The sequence below is a fragment of the Brevibacillus dissolubilis genome (assembly GCF_006170445.1).
Classification (GTDB): Bacteria; Bacillota; Bacilli; order Brevibacillales; family Brevibacillaceae; genus Brevibacillus_B; species Brevibacillus_B dissolubilis.
The window spans coordinates 490,152-508,377 of the sequence record NZ_VCNA01000002.1 but is presented as its reverse complement, the minus strand read 5'-3'; the positions used below and the strand labels follow the sequence as shown (position 1 = coordinate 508,377).

The window sequence follows — 18,226 nt, the reverse complement described above, 5'->3', positions numbered from 1 at the left end:
ATAATCTGTTGTGACCGACTGATTGGAAAACGGAAAAACGGGGGGATTCACGGTGCAACGAGGGTGTGACGCACGCTTACGCAAAACCTATCTCAAATCCATGTCTGCCAAAAGGCTTGATCTGCTGGTCATCGGCGGCGGCATCACCGGAGCCGGGATCGCTTGGGATGCCAGTCTGCGAGGGATACGGGTGGGGCTGGTGGAGATGCGGGATTTTGCCTCCGGTACGAGCAGCCGCTCCACCAAGCTGATCCACGGAGGACTCCGCTATCTCAAGCAAGGCGAGGTCAAGCTGGTCATGGAGGTAGGCCGCGAACGCGAGCTGCTGCATCAGAAACTACCCCATCTGGTCATCCCCGCACCGATGATCCTGCCGATCTACCGTCATGGGTCGTTGGGGTACCTATCCACCTCTGTCGGCCTGTATGTCTACGATCTGCTCGCCGGAGTCAAGCGCCACGAACGGCGTAAGATGCTGAGTGCAAAAGAGACCCTGCGCCGAGAACCGAATCTCCATGACGACGGGCTGAAAGGCTCCGGCTACTACTATGAATACCGCACCGATGACGCACGCCTGACCACCGAACTGATCAAAACCGCTGCCTTGAACGGTGCAACCATCTGCAATTATGCACAAGTCACTGAATTTTTATACGATGGCTATGGCTATGTGAATGGCGTCATCGTGACGGACACGCTGACAGGGGATAGCGAACGGATTTATGCCACCACGATCGTCAATGCAGCAGGCCCTTGGGTAGACCGTGTCCGTGAGACGAACCGTTCCTTGCAAGGCAAGCGGCTGTTTATCACCAAAGGGATTCATCTCGTCTTCCCCTATGATAAGCTGCCTGTCCAACAAGCTGCCTATTTTGACGCATCGGATGGCCGGATGATTTTTGTGATTCCGCGCGATCAGATCACTTACGTGGGCACGACGGATACCGCTTACGAAGCCTCGTTGGAGGAGCCACGTGCTACCATAGCCGATCGGGATTACCTGCTGGATGCGGTCAATACGATGTTTCCCGACTTTCAACTGGGAGCAAGCGACATCGTATCCTCCTGGACCGGCTTGCGTCCACTGATCTATGAAGAGGGGAAGGGGCCGTCTGAGCTGTCCCGCAAAGACGAGATTATCCTCGCTGACAACGGCCTGATCACCATCGCAGGCGGCAAGCTGACCGGTTTTCGCAAAATGGCGGAGAAGACCGTCGACCTCGTCGCCGCACGCCTGCAAAAAATCGAAGACGAGAAATATCCGCCCTGCACCACAGCCCAAGCCCCGATCACCAGCGGGCCACCGCAACGCGCACAGGTAAAACGCTGGAGACAGCAAATTTTAAGCGAAGGCAGCAGACAGGGCATATCCAAGACCGACTGTGAGAAGCTCTTTTCCCTGTTTGGCGACCATACCAATAGGATCTACCAGCTTTATAAAGAGAACGCAGAGCGCGACCCCGAGATCCGCCTGCTCAAAGCCCAGCTGCAATACTGTATCACGCATGAGATGACCGTCACCGCCGCTGATTTTCTCGTCCGCCGCACTGGAATGGTCTACTTCGACCGTCCACAGGCGGAGCGTATCACACATCGTGTCGTCCGGCTGATGGGAGAGCTCCTCGGCTGGGATGCCCGCGAGAAAAACCGGCAGCTTAAGCAGATGGAGCGGGAGCTTGCGCTTGTGACACAATTCGTTCAAGGTGATTGAATCATCAGACTTTCCTGTATATAATTACGTTTGAGCTAGTCTACATCGGACCGGGCATCCTTTCATGAAGAGGTGTTACATATGGCAGTCAGAGAAGTACTCCATGCACTAATCGAAAAAATCAACGCCAACCCAGAACCAATCCAAGGTCTTTCCTTGAACTATCAATTTGATCTTTCCGGTGACGATGGCGGCACTCTGCAAATCCGTATCGCTGACGGGCAGGTAGAGTATGCAGAAGGCACACCATACGAACCAGTCTGCACACTCCAGCTTTCCGATCAGAACTTCATCAAGCTGGTCAACGACGATCTCAACCCGACCACCGCATTCATGATGGGCAAATTGAAGGTAAAAGGCGACATCTCCCTGGCACTCAAGCTTCATTCCCTGTTCAAAAAGTATCAGTAAGCGGTTGCAGGTAAGTGAACGCCTGAACCAAGGTGAAAAAAGAGAGAGTGGTCAAAGATTGTGAAGCAACACAGCCTTTGACAGCTCTCTTTCTTTTTTACAAAAGATATTGACTTCTGAAAGTTCACTATGCTATAGTATAGAAGTCGCCGCTAGACGGCAGACAGTTATAATAACATGGAGCTGTGGTGAAGTTGGAGTTCACGCCGGTCTGTCACACCGGAGGTCGCGGGTTCGAGTCCCGTCAGCTCCGCCATGTTATATTCATAGTGGGGAGATAGCGAAGTGGCTAAACGCGGCAGACTGTAAATCTGCTCCCTCTGGGTTCGGCGGTTCGAATCCGTCTCTCCCCACCACTTATTTTACGATCAACTAACTTACATATTGTTGGGGTATAGCCAAGCGGTAAGGCAACGGACTTTGACTCCGTCATTCCTAGGTTCAAATCCTAGTACCCCAGCCATCATATGTGCCGGTATGGCGGAATTGGCAGACGCGCGCGACTCAAAATCGTGAGGGAAACCGTGGGGGTTCAAGTCCCTCTACCGGCACCAACCATTTGCGGGTGTAGTTCAATGGTAGAACTCTAGCTTCCCAAGCTAGTAGCGTGGGTTCGATTCCCATCACCCGCTCCATACATAATTAAGAGACAATCCCTTGAGGGCATTCAAGGGATTTTTTATTATTTTGATCGTTTCATGGGTTTTGATCATAGAAGGATGATTCGGGGGAATAGGAAGTTTCGGTATGAGCTTCAGAGTACTAGTCGTTCATTCGTATTAAATGCAAATGGTAATTATTATTGGGTAAGTGATGAATCGGATGGGGTATTTTGTCTGCATTGCAAATGATAAATGTCTCTAGTTTGCACGACCCCTGTTCGGTATGCAGATAAACGATCGTGTGAGTTAATCGAATACTCGATTTCCTTGTTAACGCTTGAATGATCTCTCATACCGCTATGAAATTGGTTAAAAGTGGAGGGCGTGCTGCATGTTGATATCCGCCGGTAACGGTGTCTGCTGTGCTAATCGGGAAGATCCTCAATTAGTCATCTGGATTGACCTACAAGGATCAACATGCATCATACATAGAGAACGAAAAAAGAACCGTCTGTTTCCTAACCATAACAGGGAAGGAAGACGGTTCTTTTTGTGCCTACGCGGGCTTATCCTTAATCGTCACTGCTGCCAGAACTATAGCTGCTCGAAGAGTCGTAGCTGGAACTGCTGCTAGAGCTAGAACTGCTGGAAGAGTCATAGTCTGAACTGCTGCTTGAGCTGTAGCTGCTGGAGGAGTCATAGTCTGAACTGCTGCTGGAACTGTAACTGGAACCGCTGCTATAGCTGCTAGAGTTTGAATAGGAGGATGAATTGCTGGAGTTGGAGTTACTGTATGTATATTCTTCTTCATATTCATCATCATAATCGTCATCATCGTATTCGTACTCGTCATCATCATAATCATAATCATCGTCGTCGTCGTCGTCATCATCATGTTTATGACGGGTACCATGAGTTGCACCGCCGGACGTTGCAGCAACATACTTCGCTGAGGATTTTCTTTTTTTATGTACAGATCGATGCCCTGAATTACTGCGGCTGCTGCCTGTGTTGCCTGTATGTGCAGACTTAGCAGACTTGCTCAGCAGCCCCTTGAGAAAGCCGTATGCCATCATGCCGTAGCACAAGCCCTCCGCATTAGTGATTCCCCATGTGCTCCGGGTATCATCCGCAAAAAGAAACAGGGAAATGATATAACCGATGATTCCATAAAAGATGGCAAGCATAATACCACGCGCGAGTCTAACTCCAAAGGTCATGTGGTCTGTGACTCCTTTCAAAACTCCTGCTTTCAGTGAAGGTAAGCTATGAGGGATGGGATGAATCCATCCTGGTGTAACTGTGTTCTATCTATCGTGAATATAAATCCCCCCTTATTCAAAGGGTAACACGATTCTGATAATGGGACTACTGTGTATTTTCCAGAACAAGTCGGAAATTTGTTTTTTTTCCCTTGTTTCCGATAAAATTTGAATTTATAGTAGTAAGAGAAGTCTTTTGATAAAAAATTCGTTTTAGTGGTAAGTTCCATGTTAGAGATAAACAGGTTTGTAGATAGAGAAAGCTCTGGTTAAAAAAAGAGCAGTGGTTCTAAGAGGGGTTTTGGATGATGATAGGAAGAGATATCACAACTGTGATCGAACAGTATGGCCCGATTCTGTCTCATTTTTTTGAGCATGTCTCAGATATGGTTTTTTTAATGAAAGTGGAAGAAGATTTAACCTTTACTTATGTGATCGTCAATCCGGCTGCGATGAGGACAGCAGGGCTGCGCGAAGAGGCTTATGGCAAGCGTATTGACGATATCTATTCAGGGGAAAAGGCAGCGCTGTTGAACAGTAAGTATCGTGAGGCTGTGCTTGTGGGGAAGCCAGTGTCATTCATCGAGGGCTTTGATGGATATGAGGAATCGATCCTGACGCCGATTTTTAATGCGGAAGGCGAGTGTACCCATGTCTTTTCCGTTACCCGCGATATTACGGAACGGAAGCGGACAGAAGAGAAGCTTCATTATATGGCCTATCATGATATCCTGACGGGGCTGCCTAACCGCCGTCTGCTGCAGGAGCGCATCGAGCAGGCGATTGAGCTGGCGATCGAGGGAGGAACGCTGGCTGCACTGATGTATGTGGATTGCGACAAGTTCAAGTCGGTTAATGACTCACGTGGTCATGATATCGGGGATGAACTGCTGCAGGGTGTTGCGAAGCGTCTGAGCAATTGTGTGCGAGAGGTGGATACGGTGGCTCGTCTTGGTGGAGATGAGTTTATTGTGCTCCTCACCGATATGACAAGTATTTCGGAGATCGAGCGGATTGCACAGCGGGTCGTTGACGTGATGCAGCAGCCGTGGAAGTTCCGGGAGCATAAGTTTGCCACGACCGCAAGCATCGGGATTGCACTCTGTCCCTTGCATGCGACTACGATGTCAGAACTGCTGAGCAAGGCAGATATCGCGCTGTATCAAGCGAAGAACAGGGGACGCAACTGTTTTCAGATCTATACATAAAGGATTACAGATACGAAGGCTCTTACCATGTCCAAAAAGGGTGGTAAGGGTCTTTTTTTGCTGTTTTTTGTCAGAACCTTGAACACTGCTTCAATTGGGGAACTGGTGTGATTTTAATCACTTCGGAAATTTAGCCCGCATGGTTTAATCAAAGTGTCCTAATAAAACATACAAAATGTGATGCGGAACACGAAGGGAGGAAGAATCATGAATCTTCAATCTCAACATCAAACTCAACAAAAAGTGAAAAAAACGCAACCCAAAACACAGCCAAATCAAGAACCATCCTTGAAAGGTACGTTTATCTCGGTTCTTTTGCTGGGGGCATTCATCGTTGCCACATGGTTTGGAGTGTTTAATCTTTTCATAAACAGAGGCTAACCAATTGAAGCGGTTTGCGGAACGGAGGAAAGACTTATGCATTTGCATCGTTATGAAAAAATTTGGTTGATGCTCGGAACGGGTGCACTGGCCCTATTCATCGTCATCCTGTCAGTGAACGCGTTCGCGATGGGGATGACCCCGCCGAGCCACATGGAAATGATCGATCCGAAAAAGGTAGATCAGACAGCACCCTTTGACAAGCCGGGGCTGAAAAAGATCGGACCTAACGAATATGAGCTGGTGATGGTCTCCTTCGCCTTCGGTTATCAGCCGGGTAACGTCGAGGTTCCAAAAGGAGCGAAGGTCACCTTCATCACCACATCCAAAGACGTCGTTCACGGCTTCCAAATCCCAGGTACCAACGTCAACACCATGGTGCTTCCAGGTCACGTCAGTAAGATTACCCACACATTCGATGAACCAGGTAAATTCCTCATCTTATGTAACGAATATTGCGGTGCCGGTCACCAAATCATGGCGACACACGTCATCGTCAAGTAGACCGCTGCAGGAATCAGAAAGGTGTGAAAGTGTATGAATAGAGAAGATAACGTGAGGGTGGATCGTGCGGCAGCGAAGCTAAGTCTCGCCCACATCTATGTCGCCTTCATCGGTTTTGCAATCGCGGCACTCTGCGGTCTGTTGCAGGGTCTGGTACGCGGTGGTATCGTTACACTGCCTAAATGGCTTGGTTATTATCAACTCCTCACCACCCACGGTGTTATGATGGGTCTGGTTTTCACAACATTCTTTATTATCGGACTGTTCCTCGCGGGGGCTGCACGCACCTCGGACGGAAAACTCTCACCTGCTGCAAGTAAGCTTGGCTGGATCGGCTGGTGGATGATGACGATTGGTACAGGCATGGCGACTGTTACCATCCTGATGAATGATGCTTCTGTCCTTTATACCTTCTATGCTCCGATGAAAGCTTCCCCTTGGTTCTACGTAGGTGCTGCATTGCTTGTGGTAGGTAGCTGGTTTGGCGGATATGCGATCTTTGCCAACTATGCCGCTTGGAAAAAAGCCAACCGTGGCAAAACGTCTCCACTGTTCCAATACATGGCTGTCTCTACCATGATTCTGTGGCAGATCGCAACACTCGGTGTCGCTGTCGAAGTAGTCTTCCAATTGATCCCATGGTCCTTCGGTTGGGTCGATGGTGTTGACATCCTCTTGAGCCGTTCCCTGTTCTGGTTCTTCGGTCACCCGCTCGTATACTTCTGGTTGATGCCAGCCTACGCTGTCTGGTATGTCTCCATCCCGAAAATCATCGGCGGGAAAGTATTCTCTGATTCACTCGCACGTACTTCTTTTGTCCTCTTCATTCTCTTGTCCATGCCGGTCGGTTTCCACCACCAGCTGATGGAGCCTGGTATCAGTGCTTCTTGGAAAATGATCCACGTCATCCTGACACTCATGGTTGTTGTTCCATCCCTGATGACCGCGTTCTCTATGTTTGCTACCTTTGAAACCACGGGCCGTGCCAAGGGCGCAAAAAGCTTGTTCGGCTGGTTCAAAACTCTTCCTTGGGGAGATGTCCGCTTCTTCGCACCATTCATGGGGATGCTCTACTTCATCCCGGCTGGTGCAGGCGGTATCATCAACGCTTCCAACCAATTGAACCAAGTGATCCACAATACCATCTGGGTAACTGGTCACTTCCACTTGACCGTCGGTACCTCTGTTGCATTGACCTTCTTCGCAGCGGCTTACTGGATCATTCCACACCTGACCGGCCGCAAATTGACCAAAACCGCTAACCGTCTCGGTATCGTACAAACTGTACTGTGGCTTGTCGGGATGAGCATGATGTCTGGTGCGATGCACTTCCTCGGTCTTCAAGGTGCACCACGCCGTACCGACTACACCACTTACTTCAATGATGAGACAGCACTCGGCTGGATGTCTTATCAAAAACTCATGGCGATGGGCGGCGAAATCCTGTTCTTCTCTTCCATCCTCTTGATCGGTCTTGTTGTCTACCTCGCGTTCTTTGCGCCGAAGGGTGAAGAAGAATTCCCAATCGGTGAGACCAGCGAAAATGCAGAAGCAACTCCGAAGGTTCTCGAACGTTGGGGACTGTGGGTCGGTATCGCTGCATTCCTGATCGTCCTTGCTTACGGCGTACCGCTTGCACAGCAGATCAACCACGCACCACCTGCATCTGCCGGCTTTAGAACCTGGTAATTCTTTCTTCCGCATCACATTCGATAGCCATCTGCAACCTACTTTTCCCAATGAAAAGGGAAAGAGGGGGCAGGTGGCTTTTTTAGTAGAAACATGAAACTCTTTTCAACCCCTGATAATGATGTTACAATCTTATGTGACCGATTCTTAAAGTAAACTAAGTACAGTAATATACTGGTACTAAGAAGAAACATAAAGGGGCTATTCTGTCATGACAACAGTGAAATATGATGTCATTATCGTCGGGGGAGGTTTGGCGGGTCTGTCCGCAGCGGCTTTTCTTTCGCACAAAGGGAAAAAAGTAGCTGTTTTGGAGCGCGGAGCACTCGGCGGCCGTGCAGTAACGCTCAAAATTAAAGGGTTTAATTTTAACTTCGGTGCACATGCCATCTATGGCCGTGACACCTCTGTCCTGCGTATGCTGCAAAAACTGCTCGATCTCAAAATCGACTGGCAAGACTTCAACCCGAACAAAGCCAAATACGACCTAGGCGACGCGTTAACAGATGTCCCTGCAAACATCCAAGGACTTTTCCGCACAAAAGTCGTAAAGGGTCTCGACAAAATTACGTTTACCTTCAACATTTTAAAAACGATGCTCAAAATGGAAACGGGCCAGCCTCACTTGTCCATCGGCAAATGGCTCGAAAAGCAAAACATCAGTGAAGATGTCAAAGAAATGATGCTGACACTGGCTTCCTCCAACTTCTTCACCAAGGAACCGGAAAAAATCCCGTCTGATGTATTCTTCAAGTACTATCAGCGTATTTTTACCACCAACAAACCGGTAGCGTATATCGGGGGCGGCTGGCAGGCATTGATCGACGAGTTCGTGCGCATCATCGAGAGCAACAACGGTGAGATTTTTACCAAGACCAAGATTGAGAACGTCACTTGCGATGAGACCCGTGTCGTGTCTGTAACGGCAGGGGAGAACGTGTTCGAAGCAGACGAGTTCGTCTTCGCAATCCCGCCAAAAGAGCTGGATAAGATCTTCACCGGCTCCAAGGTAGAGAACTCGATCAAGCACTATGCAAGCTATGATCCAACCGTGGTACTCGTATATGATATCGGTCTGTCTGAGCGGATCGAGACGCCGTACACCTACATTTATGACAAGGCAGAAAATATGTTTATCACAGACATTTCGCACTATGATACAACATGCGTGCCTGAGGGTGGCCAATTGTTGCAGGCGACCGCTTATCTGCGCGATTCCGACCTCGGCAACAAGGCGGTCATTGACGAGTACAAGGCCAAAATCGAGCAGATGTATGATAAGCACTTCCAAGGCTGGCGCGACAAGCTGGTCGTACCGCGTGTCTCCACCCGTGCTGTCGTACAGGAGATCAAGTGGACGATGAACCAGCAGCCGATGCCGCTGTTTTTCCCGGATTACCGCAATCTTTTCTTTGCGGGAGACTGGTGCCAAGGTCAGGGGCAACTCTCTGAGCTGTCCTTCTCCAGCGCGTATGAAGCCAGCAACCTGATTCTCGCAAAAGAATAGTTTTTTTGGAAAATGCCCCTTTTTCCTCTGAATCTACGAGGGAAGGGGTTATTTTTCATAGAAGTGATGCTATAATATAAGTTTGACAGGGTATTTTTAATAAAGGATGGGTTAAATTAAATGATTAGTACAAACGGAATATCGTTGCGCTACGGCAAACGACCATTGTTCGAAGACGTTAATATCAAGTTCACACCAGGTAACTGCTACGGTTTGATCGGGGCGAACGGGGCAGGGAAGTCTACTTTCCTCAAAATTCTCTCCGGCGAAATCGAGCCAAACAGCGGTGAAGTCCATGTAACACCAGGCGAGCGTATCGCTGTCCTCAAGCAAAATCATTTCGAGTTCGATGAATCAGAAGTATTGAAAACGGTAATGATGGGTCATAAGAGACTCTTTGAAATTATGGAAGAGAAAAACGCGCTGTACATGAAGCCGGATTTCAGCGAAGAAGACGGTATCCGTGCGTCTGAGCTGGAAGGTGAGTTCGAGCTGCTCAACGGTTGGGTAGCTGAGGCGGAAGCGGCTGAGCTTCTGATCGGTCTTGGCATCGGTACCGAGCATCACTCTAAGCTGATGAAGGATCTCGACGGCAGCCAAAAAATCCGCGTGCTCTTGGCACAAGCGCTGTTTGGCAATCCGCACATCCTGCTCCTCGACGAGCCTACCAACCACTTGGACATCGAGACAATCCGCTGGCTGGAGAACTTCCTTTTAAACTATGAAAACACCGTTATCGTCGTATCCCATGACCGTCACTTCCTCAACACGGTATGTACGCACATCGCGGACATTGACTTCGGTAAAATCCAAGTTTATGTAGGTAACTATGACTTCTGGTATGAGTCCTCCCAGCTTGCTCTGAAGCTCATGCGTGAGCAAAACAAGAAAAAAGAAGAGAAAGTCAAAGAGCTGGAAAGCTTCATCCAACGCTTCAGCGCCAACAAATCCAAGTCCAAGCAGGCGACGTCGCGTAAGAAATTGCTTGATAAAATCACACTGGATGACATCAAACCATCCAATCGTAAATATCCATTTATCAACTTCAAACCTGAGCGCGAAGCAGGGAAAAACATCCTGCTTATCGAAGGACTCAGTAAGGCAGTGGAAGGCGAGAAGGTTATTGACAATCTCTACCTCACCATCAACAAAGGTGACAAGATTGCTTTCGTCGGCCCGAATGAATTGCCAAAAACCACTCTTTTCCAAGTGCTTATGGGTGAACTCGAAGCAGATGGGGGTCAATACTCCTGGGGCGTAACCACCACACAGGCGTACTTCCCGAAAGACAACTCCGCGTACTTCGAAGGCTCCAACCTGACACTGGTTGACTGGCTGCGTCAGTACTCCAAGGATCAAGATGAGACTTTCATCCGTGGCTTCCTTGGCCGTATGCTCTTCTCCGGTGACGAAGCACTGAAAAAAGCAAGCGTCCTCTCCGGGGGCGAAAAAGTGCGTTGCATGTTGTCCAAAATGATGCTGACCGGCGGGAACGTGCTGATCCTCGACGAACCAACCAACCACTTGGATCTCGAGTCCATCACCGCACTCAACAACGGTCTGACCGACTACGACGGCACGATGCTCTTCACGTCTCATGACCACCAGTTCGTACAGACCATCGCGAACCGGATCATCGAGATCACACCAAAAGGCATCATCGACAAACAAATGAGCTATGATGAATATCTAGAGAGCCCTGAAATTCAACGCCTGCGCGAAGAACTGTACAACTAGAGAGCGAACGTCCTGCTCAAGCAGGCTCCGAGATAAAGAAAAAGACGGAGGACATGGATGATTACTTTGCACGGTATCTGGCTGCCAGATGCTTTTTTTCTTTTCTGCTTGCGGGGTGGGGAACAGATACCCGTGACAGAATGGGTGGATCAGCTGTCCATCCGTAACCGAACAATCATTAGCGAAGCGGGCAAAGTGGGCATGCGTTCGTTTCAGGTCCCTTATTGGATCGACCGTGGGGAATTCTACGAGTCGAACAAGCCGAAACTCTCGCTGGAGAATATCAGCGGGGTATCGCTCTCCCTTCGCTTTGCCATGTCCTTTTTGTTGTCTCTGTCGCAGGAGGAGGCCGAACGGGCTGGCATGCAGCTCGCTGACGACCTTCAATTTTGGCAAAAAGTGACTCACTTTGGCTTCGAACTGATGATTCGCGGGCGGATTACGCCTACGGTTGAGGTTCGCAAAAGCAGTTCGTACGGCAACCGCGAAGGAGTGGCGATCTGGCAGCCCAATCTGGAGATGGAAGAAGACGAGCGCCGTCTGCATCTCTTAGGCTACGCGATGCCACCTGCCTGCCGTGCCTATGATACGAAAAAAATGGGCGAGGGCTGGGTCGATACGGATCCGCGCGATATCGTGATGTCGTATCTGACGCAGACGGTGGATACACTGGTGCGCGAGTATGCGGATGATGCGTTTTTGCGCGAGCATTCCTCGTTGTTCCGCGGCAAGCTCTCCCTGCCGATGCGCTGGCTCAAGTCACTGGTCAAGCGGGATGAGGAAGACCGTCTGCTGGCTAGGGCGACGGAGTGGACCGAGCTGGCTAATGAGGTAAAAGAATGGACCAGTGGACGGGCGAATGCCGGGAAGCTGGGATCAAACAGCCTGCGGTTGTTTTTCCGACTGGAGCCGCCGCGTGCTGGGATGGAGACGTCAGCTGACCCGACCACGCCAGACCTGCTCGAACAGGACTGGACGCTCCGCTTTTTCCTGCAGCCGCTTGATGATCCGAGCCTGCTGATCCCGGCGGAGGAAGTCTGGGAGCAGACCGGGGCTGAGATGCTGTACGTGGAGCGCAGATTCGAGGCGGCACAGGAGACATTGCTCGGCCAATTGGCTCGTGCTGCCCGGATTTTTAATGATCTGGAGCAGGTATTGATGGAGCCGCGACCACATGCGCTGACGCTTGCGGTGAGCGATGCCTATCAGTTCCTGCGTGAGACGGCTGAGGACCTGCAAGCTGGCGGCTTCGGAGTCCAGCTCCCTGCATGGTGGACACAAAAAGGCCGCCGCCGCTTCGGACTCAAGCTCAAGGTGCGCCGTGCCACAGAGTGGATGACAGAAGGGCAGATCGCTGCCGCTCCGGCACTGGGTCTGGAAGAACTATTGGAATTCGATGCCCAAGCCGCACTGGGCGATGAGTCTGTATCCCTTGCTGAACTGGAACAGCTGGCCAACCTCAAGGCTCCTCTCGTGCAAGTCCGCGGGGAGTGGACAGAGGTGAACAGCGATGAACTGCGCAGCGTCATCGATTATCTGAGCAAAGCATCACAGGGTGAGATCCGTCTGGGTGAGTTGCTGCACCTGATCGCCGAAGGGAAGGCTCCCAACGGATTTGACGACCTGCCTGTGCTCGACTTCACGCTGCCGACGGAGTTGCGCGAGATGATCGAGGGCAAGATGGAGCTGAATCTGGAGAATATCCACGTTCCCGAGCAGCTCAACGGCACCCTGCGCCCTTATCAGGAAAAAGGCTTCGCCTGGCTGACTGCGATGACCGACATGGGCTTTGGGGTCTGTCTGGCTGATGATATGGGTCTGGGGAAAACAGTACAGCTGATCACGCTGCTGCTGGCAAAAGAGCTGAACCAGCCTGCACTGATCGTCTGCCCGACCTCTCTGCTTGGCAACTGGCAGAAGGAATTGAACCGTTTTGCCCCGAATCTGCGCGTGATGGTGCATCATGGTGTGCAGCGTGAACACGGTGAAGCATTTGTCCAGCTGGTGAGCGAGCATGATGTCATCGTCTCGTCCTATTCACTGGTGGGGCGCGATGAGGCCGATTTTAACCAGATCCACTGGTCGTATCTCGTCCTCGACGAATCGCAGAATATCAAGAACAGCAACAGCAAGCAGACCAAAAGCATCATGGGCTTTAGAGCTACCCGCCGGATCGCGATGACCGGTACGCCTGTGGAGAACCGTCTGTCTGAGCTGTGGTCGCTGTTTCATTTTCTCAATCCTGGCTATCTCGGGTCGCTTACACAGTTCCGCTCGGAGTTCGCACTGCCGATTGAGCGGAGCAAGGATTCGGAGCGGGCAGGGGCGCTGCAGAAGATGGTGCGCCCGTTCATCCTGCGCCGTCTCAAGACAGACCCAGCGATCATCACCGATCTGCCGGAAAAGATCGAAACCAAAACCTACTGCAGCCTGACCCAAGAGCAAGTGACGCTCTATCAGGCGAACGTGCAGCAGATGCTCAAACAGATTCAAGGGGCAGAAGGCATGCAACGGCGCGGACTGGTACTGTCCAGCCTGACCAGCCTCAAGCAGATTTGCGACCATCCAGCCCTCTTTTTATCAGACAACAGCCGCTTAGGCGGACGTTCCGGCAAAATGCAACGTTTGCTGGAGATCGTCACGGAGATCATCGCCAACGAAGAAGCGGTGCTGGTTTTCACCCAGTATGTCGAGATGGGGCATATGCTGGTCCGCTATCTGCAGGAAGAGCTGGGAGAGAAGCCGCTCTTTTTATACGGTGGTGTCAGCAAGACCGAGCGGGATAAGATGGTGGAGTCGTTCCAGTCACCGAATGGACCGCGCATCTTTATCCTGTCGCTCAAAGCGGGTGGCGTGGGTCTGACCCTGACCCGTGCCAACCACGTAATTCACTTCGACCGCTGGTGGAATCCGGCGGTGGAGAATCAGGCGACCGACCGTGCATTCCGCATCGGACAGAAGAAAAATGTGCAGGTTCACACCTTCATCTGTACCGGCACGCTGGAGGAGCGGATCGACACGCTGATCGAATCCAAGCGCGAGCTGGCCGATCAGGTCATCGATACAGGCGAGAAGTGGCTCACCGAGCTTTCTGTAGGCGAGCTGTCCAGTCTGTTCGAGCTGCGCGAAGATATCCTGCAAGGGGGAGAAGAGGAGTTGAGTTAAGATGAGCAAGAGCGCCCAAACCAAGCCCTGGTGGACGCAGCGCTGGCTTGCGGTGATCGAGTCCTTCGACGCCCAAGCCCGCTCCCAACGCGGTAAAAGCTACGCCAAAGACGGAGCGGTACGCGAGATCAGCCTACAGCCTGGGGAGATTCATGCCCGCATCACGGGTACGCGCTATACGCCGTATCAGGTGACGGTGCAACTGCCCGTTTTCACTCAGGATGAACGGACGAAAGCGGTTGACTTGCTTGTCCAATCCCCGCTGTCCCTTGCCAAGCTGCTCGCAGGTGAATTGCCGGAGGAGATCGAGCAGCGTTATCTGGAAGCAGGGGTTTCCCTGTTTCCCCGCGATAAGCACGAGCTGCACACGGCCTGCACCTGTCCTGACTTTGCCGTACCGTGCAAGCATGTCATCGCTGTGCTGATCACCGTCGGACAGATGATGACCGATGATCCGATGCTGATGTTTGGCCTGCGTGGGCTGCATAAGGATGAAGTGATGGCGAAGCTTCGGGAGAGCTGGAGCGTTGGGGTCCGTCGCCGGGGTGAAAATGCCGAGGCGGCAGGTAAGACGGTATTGGCTAACTCGATCCCGCACGAAACCGAAGCAAAAGCTGACGGGGATGCGGATGCAGATGCAAAAGTTCAGACCGCCGAAGCAACTCATGCCTTGACCGAAACCGCCCAAGCGCAAACGGATCAAACCGAGCCCATCCAAGCTCAAACCGAACCAGTCCAAACCAACGCAACAGCCAGCGCGACTCCATCCGCTCCAGTCACCCGCACCCCGCTCCCTGACATCGAAATCGGCGCCTCCTTCCTGCGCCGCTCTGTCGACCAAGGGACCTACTGGAGGGCTAACCCGATCTTTACAGACATCCAGGTCAATCTCGATCCGGAGCTGGTCGCACCAGACAGTCTGCCACTGACATGGGGCTCGCCCGACTTTTTGGGGAAAAAGGGGCCGGAAGCGATGCTGTTCCTCTCTTCCTTTCTGCGTGAAGTCAGCCGCAAAGCGAAGCAGCAGATGGAGGAGAAGCTATGATGGAAGTCTACGGCGTCCATCTCACAGAGAACTGGGAGCCTGAGCTGTTCGAAACGCTAATCTCACTCGTCCCACCGGAAAAACAGGCAAAGCTTGGCCGCTATAGACGCTATGAGGACGCACAGCGTTCGCTGGCGGCTGAGCTGTTGATCCGGACCATCATTGCGCGCAAGCTGAATCTTACCAACAACGAGATTCGCTTCGCCTACAATGATCAGGAGAAGCCTTCATTGATCGGTGCGGACGATTTTTATTTTAATCTCTCACATTCGGGGGAATGGGTCGTATGTGCCATCGACAGTCAGACAATCGGCATTGACGTCGAGGTGATCAAGCCCAACAAGCGCAACATGCTGGCGATCGCACAGCGCTTTTTTTCACCGGCGGAAGTGGCAGAATTGCTTGCGTTGCCGGAAGAGTTGCGGCATTCCCGCTTTTTTGACTACTGGTCGCTAAAAGAAAGCTACATCAAGGCAGACGGCAAGGGTCTCTCACTGGGGCTGGGGTCTTTTACCATTCAGTTTCGGGAGGATGGGGCGATCCGGGTGGAGACCGAGAATCGGCTGCGTGACTGTTATTTCCGCCAGTACGATGTCGATCCTGCCTACAAGCTAGGCGTCTGTGCGATGCACAACCAGTTTCCCGAGCAGGTCGTTGTACTCAGTCCGAAGCAGTTGGCTGAGGATTCACTCGCACTGGATGCCTTCGATGGCGTCAACAACTTCAACAACGTTTAAATTAACAGGCTACCATTTTGTCGAAAGATAATGGTAGCTTTTTCCTTTGAGTCGATTCTATTGTTTAAACCGCTTACATACAATCAATCATAGAAGAAAATCATAGAAAAGATTGTAGGGAGGCTGACAGATGATCTACGCTCAACCAAACCAACCTGGTTCCAAAGTTCAATTTAAAAAGCGCTATAACAACTTTATCGGCGGTGAATGGGTCGCTCCAATCCAAGGACAATACTTCGAAAATGTTTCCCCGGTCACTGGTCGTCCGTACTGTGAGGTAGCCAGAGGTACGGCGGAAGATATCGAGCTGGCGCTCGACGCCGCACACCGCGCCAAAGACGCATGGGGTCGCACTTCTGCGGCAGAACGTGCGAATCTTCTGAATAAGATTGCTGACCGCATGGAAGCCAACCTGGAGCTGCTCGCTGTCGCAGAGACTTGGGAGAACGGCAAGCCGATCCGCGAGACGCTGGCTGCTGATATCCCGCTTGCGATTGATCACTTCCGTTATTTTGCCGGTTGTGCGCGTACGGATGAAGGAACCATCTCGCAGGTTGACGAGCATACTGTCGCTTACCATTTTAATGAGCCGCTTGGCGTAGTCGGTCAGATCATCCCGTGGAACTTCCCGCTCCTGATGGCGACTTGGAAGCTTGCTCCAGCGCTTGCTACTGGCAACTGCGTGGTGCTCAAGCCAGCCGAGCAGACACCTACCTCCATCCTCGTGCTAATCGAGCTGATCCAAGACCTTCTCCCGCCAGGCGTGGTCAACGTGGTCAACGGTTTTGGTCTGGAGGCAGGCAAGCCGCTTGCGACCAGCGACCGCATCGCGAAGATCGCCTTCACCGGTGAGACCACCACAGGCCGCCTGATCATGCAATACGCTTCCCAAAATATCATCCCGGTCACGCTGGAGCTGGGCGGCAAATCGCCAAACATCTTCTTCCCAGACGTGGCTGCCAAAAATGACGATTTCCTCAGCAAAGCGGTCGAAGGCTTCGTCCTGTTCGCCCTCAACCAAGGCGAAGTGTGTACCTGCCCGTCCCGCGCGCTGATCCACGAATCCATCTATGACCAGTTCATGGAAAAAGCACTCGCCCGCGTCGCTCAGATCAAACAAGGCAACCCGCTCGACCTCACCACCATGGTTGGCGCACAAGCCTCTGCTGAGCAGGTGGAGAAAATCCTTTCCTATTTTGATATTGCCAAGCAAGAAGGCGCAGAATGCCTCACCGGTGGCGCCCGCGTCCACTTCGAGGGTGAACTGCAGGATGGCTACTACATCCAGCCGACTGTCTACAAAGGCCATAACAAGATGCGTATTTTCCAAGAAGAAATCTTCGGTCCGGTCGTGAGTGTCACCACCTTCCGCGATGAAGAGGAAGCACTCGCACTCGCCAACGATACGCTTTATGGTCTCGGTGCCGGTGTCTGGACCCGCGACATGAACACTGCGTTCCGCATGGGTCGTGCTATCGAAGCAGGCCGTGTATGGACCAACTGCTACCACGTCTACCCGGCTCACTCCGCTTTCGGCGGCTACAAGGTGTCTGGTATCGGCCGCGAAGGTCACAAAATGATGCTTGGCCACTACCAGCAGACCAAAAACCTGCTCGTCAGCTACAGCCCGAAGGAAATGGGTTTCTTCTAAAAGAGGAGCGGTATCTGAAGTATGAAGCTGGATTCTGCCGGGGAAAGGCTACCTGCTTTTGACCCGGCAGATTTTGCACACCTATGATCTGTGTACGGTCAGGCGGCGGTTAACAGGGGGTTTTTCATGGGAACGGCAGATAAAAAAGAGAAAGTGCTGGCAACGAAAGAGGCACTACAACTCATCGCGAAGCTTACCGCCAAGCACGGCCCGCTGATGTTTCACCAATCTGGCGGCTGCTGTGACGGCAGTTCCCCGATGTGCTATCCACACGGGGAGATGATCATCGGGGAATCCGATGTGAAGCTTGGTGAGATCGGAGGCGCACCATTTTACATGAGTGCCTCCCAGTACGAGTATTGGAAGCATACTCAACTCATCATCGACGTCGTACAGGGCCGCGGTGGCATGTTTTCGCTGGAAAACCCAGAGGGTGTCCGGTTTCTGACCCGCTCGCGGGTGTTTGGTGAAGGTGAGTAGGGGGAAGAATCAGCAGAGATAGATCGTATAGGAACAATGAACAGCGAAAAAGCAGGCTCTTGTGACCGATTCATCCGGCCAATTGCCTGTTTTTTCGTCCGTTCTGCAACAAAATGGGAATGGTTTCCGTCTAAGC

14 protein-coding genes and 5 tRNA genes are annotated in these 18,226 nt (G+C 51.7%); 18 read left to right on the top strand and 1 reads right to left on the bottom strand.

The genetic code is table 11. The features are described 5' to 3' along the window. Window positions 1-52: 52 nt before the first annotated feature. From FGI41_RS04360 to FGI41_RS04330, 7 genes are all read left to right on the top strand, one after another. Window positions 53-1,711, top strand: coding sequence for a glycerol-3-phosphate dehydrogenase/oxidase (locus FGI41_RS04360; protein WP_255298325.1), 1,659 nt, complete (start codon window positions 53-55; stop codon window positions 1,709-1,711). 81 nt (window positions 1,712-1,792) lie between these two features. Continuing rightward, window positions 1,793-2,122 (top strand): SCP2 sterol-binding domain-containing protein, encoded by a 330-nt coding sequence (locus FGI41_RS04355; RefSeq protein ID WP_139488713.1) that lies wholly within the window; start codon window positions 1,793-1,795, stop codon window positions 2,120-2,122. Between the two features lie 179 nt (window positions 2,123-2,301). Then, window positions 2,302-2,378 (top strand) — tRNA-Asp (locus FGI41_RS04350). A gap of 15 nt (window positions 2,379-2,393) precedes the next feature. Continuing rightward, window positions 2,394-2,478, top strand: a tRNA-Tyr gene (locus tag FGI41_RS04345). Between the two features lie 32 nt (window positions 2,479-2,510). Further along, window positions 2,511-2,585: transfer RNA gene (locus FGI41_RS04340), tRNA-Gln, on the top strand. An 8-nt stretch (window positions 2,586-2,593) separates the two neighbouring features. Next, window positions 2,594-2,676, top strand: a tRNA-Leu gene (locus tag FGI41_RS04335). Between the two features lie 7 nt (window positions 2,677-2,683). Then, window positions 2,684-2,757 (top strand) — tRNA-Gly (locus tag FGI41_RS04330). Between the two features lie 539 nt (window positions 2,758-3,296). Here the strand turns inward: FGI41_RS04330 and FGI41_RS04325 are convergent. Then, the gene (locus FGI41_RS04325) at window positions 3,297-3,944 is read right to left on the bottom strand and encodes a hypothetical protein (protein ID WP_139488712.1); all 648 of its coding nucleotides are present in this window, start codon (window positions 3,942-3,944) and stop codon (window positions 3,297-3,299) included. Between the two features lie 347 nt (window positions 3,945-4,291). On the opposite strand from FGI41_RS04325, the gene FGI41_RS04320 reads away from it, so the two are divergent. The 11 genes from FGI41_RS04320 (at window position 4,292) to FGI41_RS04270 (ending at window position 18,090) form a co-directional block, all read left to right on the top strand. Continuing rightward, window positions 4,292-5,194: a diguanylate cyclase domain-containing protein gene (locus FGI41_RS04320; RefSeq protein WP_255298324.1), complete on the top strand. Its 903-nt coding sequence runs from the start codon at window positions 4,292-4,294 to the stop codon at window positions 5,192-5,194. A gap of 207 nt (window positions 5,195-5,401) precedes the next feature. After that, window positions 5,402-5,575: a cytochrome c oxidase subunit 2A gene (locus tag FGI41_RS04315; protein ID WP_139488711.1), complete on the top strand. Its 174-nt coding sequence runs from the start codon at window positions 5,402-5,404 to the stop codon at window positions 5,573-5,575. Between the two features lie 36 nt (window positions 5,576-5,611). Further along, window positions 5,612-6,079, top strand: coding sequence for a cytochrome c oxidase subunit II (locus FGI41_RS04310; RefSeq protein WP_139488710.1), 468 nt, complete (start codon window positions 5,612-5,614; stop codon window positions 6,077-6,079). A 33-nt stretch (window positions 6,080-6,112) separates the two neighbouring features. Continuing rightward, window positions 6,113-7,768 carry a b(o/a)3-type cytochrome-c oxidase subunit 1 gene (locus FGI41_RS04305; protein ID WP_139488709.1) on the top strand — a complete coding sequence of 552 codons (1,656 nt, stop codon included), beginning with the start codon at window positions 6,113-6,115 and terminating at the stop codon, window positions 7,766-7,768. Between the two features lie 211 nt (window positions 7,769-7,979). Next, a complete protein-coding gene (locus tag FGI41_RS04300; RefSeq protein ID WP_139488708.1) occupies window positions 7,980-9,275 on the top strand; it encodes a phytoene desaturase family protein in 1,296 nt (431 codons plus the stop codon). A gap of 120 nt (window positions 9,276-9,395) precedes the next feature. After that, window positions 9,396-11,012, top strand: a complete 1,617-nt coding sequence (locus tag FGI41_RS04295) for an ABC-F family ATP-binding cassette domain-containing protein (RefSeq protein ID WP_139488707.1) — start codon at window positions 9,396-9,398, stop codon at window positions 11,010-11,012. Window positions 11,013-11,069: 57 nt separating this feature from the next. Then, the gene (locus FGI41_RS04290; RefSeq protein WP_139488706.1) at window positions 11,070-14,177 is read left to right on the top strand and encodes a DEAD/DEAH box helicase; all 3,108 of its coding nucleotides are present in this window, start codon (window positions 11,070-11,072) and stop codon (window positions 14,175-14,177) included. A 1-nt stretch (window position 14,178) separates the two neighbouring features. After that, the gene (locus tag FGI41_RS04285; RefSeq protein WP_139488705.1) at window positions 14,179-15,222 is read left to right on the top strand and encodes an SWIM zinc finger family protein; all 1,044 of its coding nucleotides are present in this window, start codon (window positions 14,179-14,181) and stop codon (window positions 15,220-15,222) included. Further along, window positions 15,219-15,959 carry a 4'-phosphopantetheinyl transferase family protein gene (locus FGI41_RS04280; protein ID WP_139488704.1) on the top strand — a complete coding sequence of 247 codons (741 nt, stop codon included), beginning with the start codon at window positions 15,219-15,221 and terminating at the stop codon, window positions 15,957-15,959. The genes FGI41_RS04285 and FGI41_RS04280 overlap by 4 nt, the downstream gene beginning before the upstream one ends. 130 nt (window positions 15,960-16,089) lie before the next feature. Beyond that, entirely contained in the window at window positions 16,090-17,610 is a 1,521-nt protein-coding gene (gene adh, locus FGI41_RS04275; RefSeq protein WP_139488703.1) for an aldehyde dehydrogenase, read from the top strand. A 126-nt stretch (window positions 17,611-17,736) separates the two neighbouring features. Then, window positions 17,737-18,090, top strand: a complete 354-nt coding sequence (locus tag FGI41_RS04270) for a DUF779 domain-containing protein (protein ID WP_139488702.1) — start codon at window positions 17,737-17,739, stop codon at window positions 18,088-18,090. Window positions 18,091-18,226 lie beyond the last annotated feature (136 nt).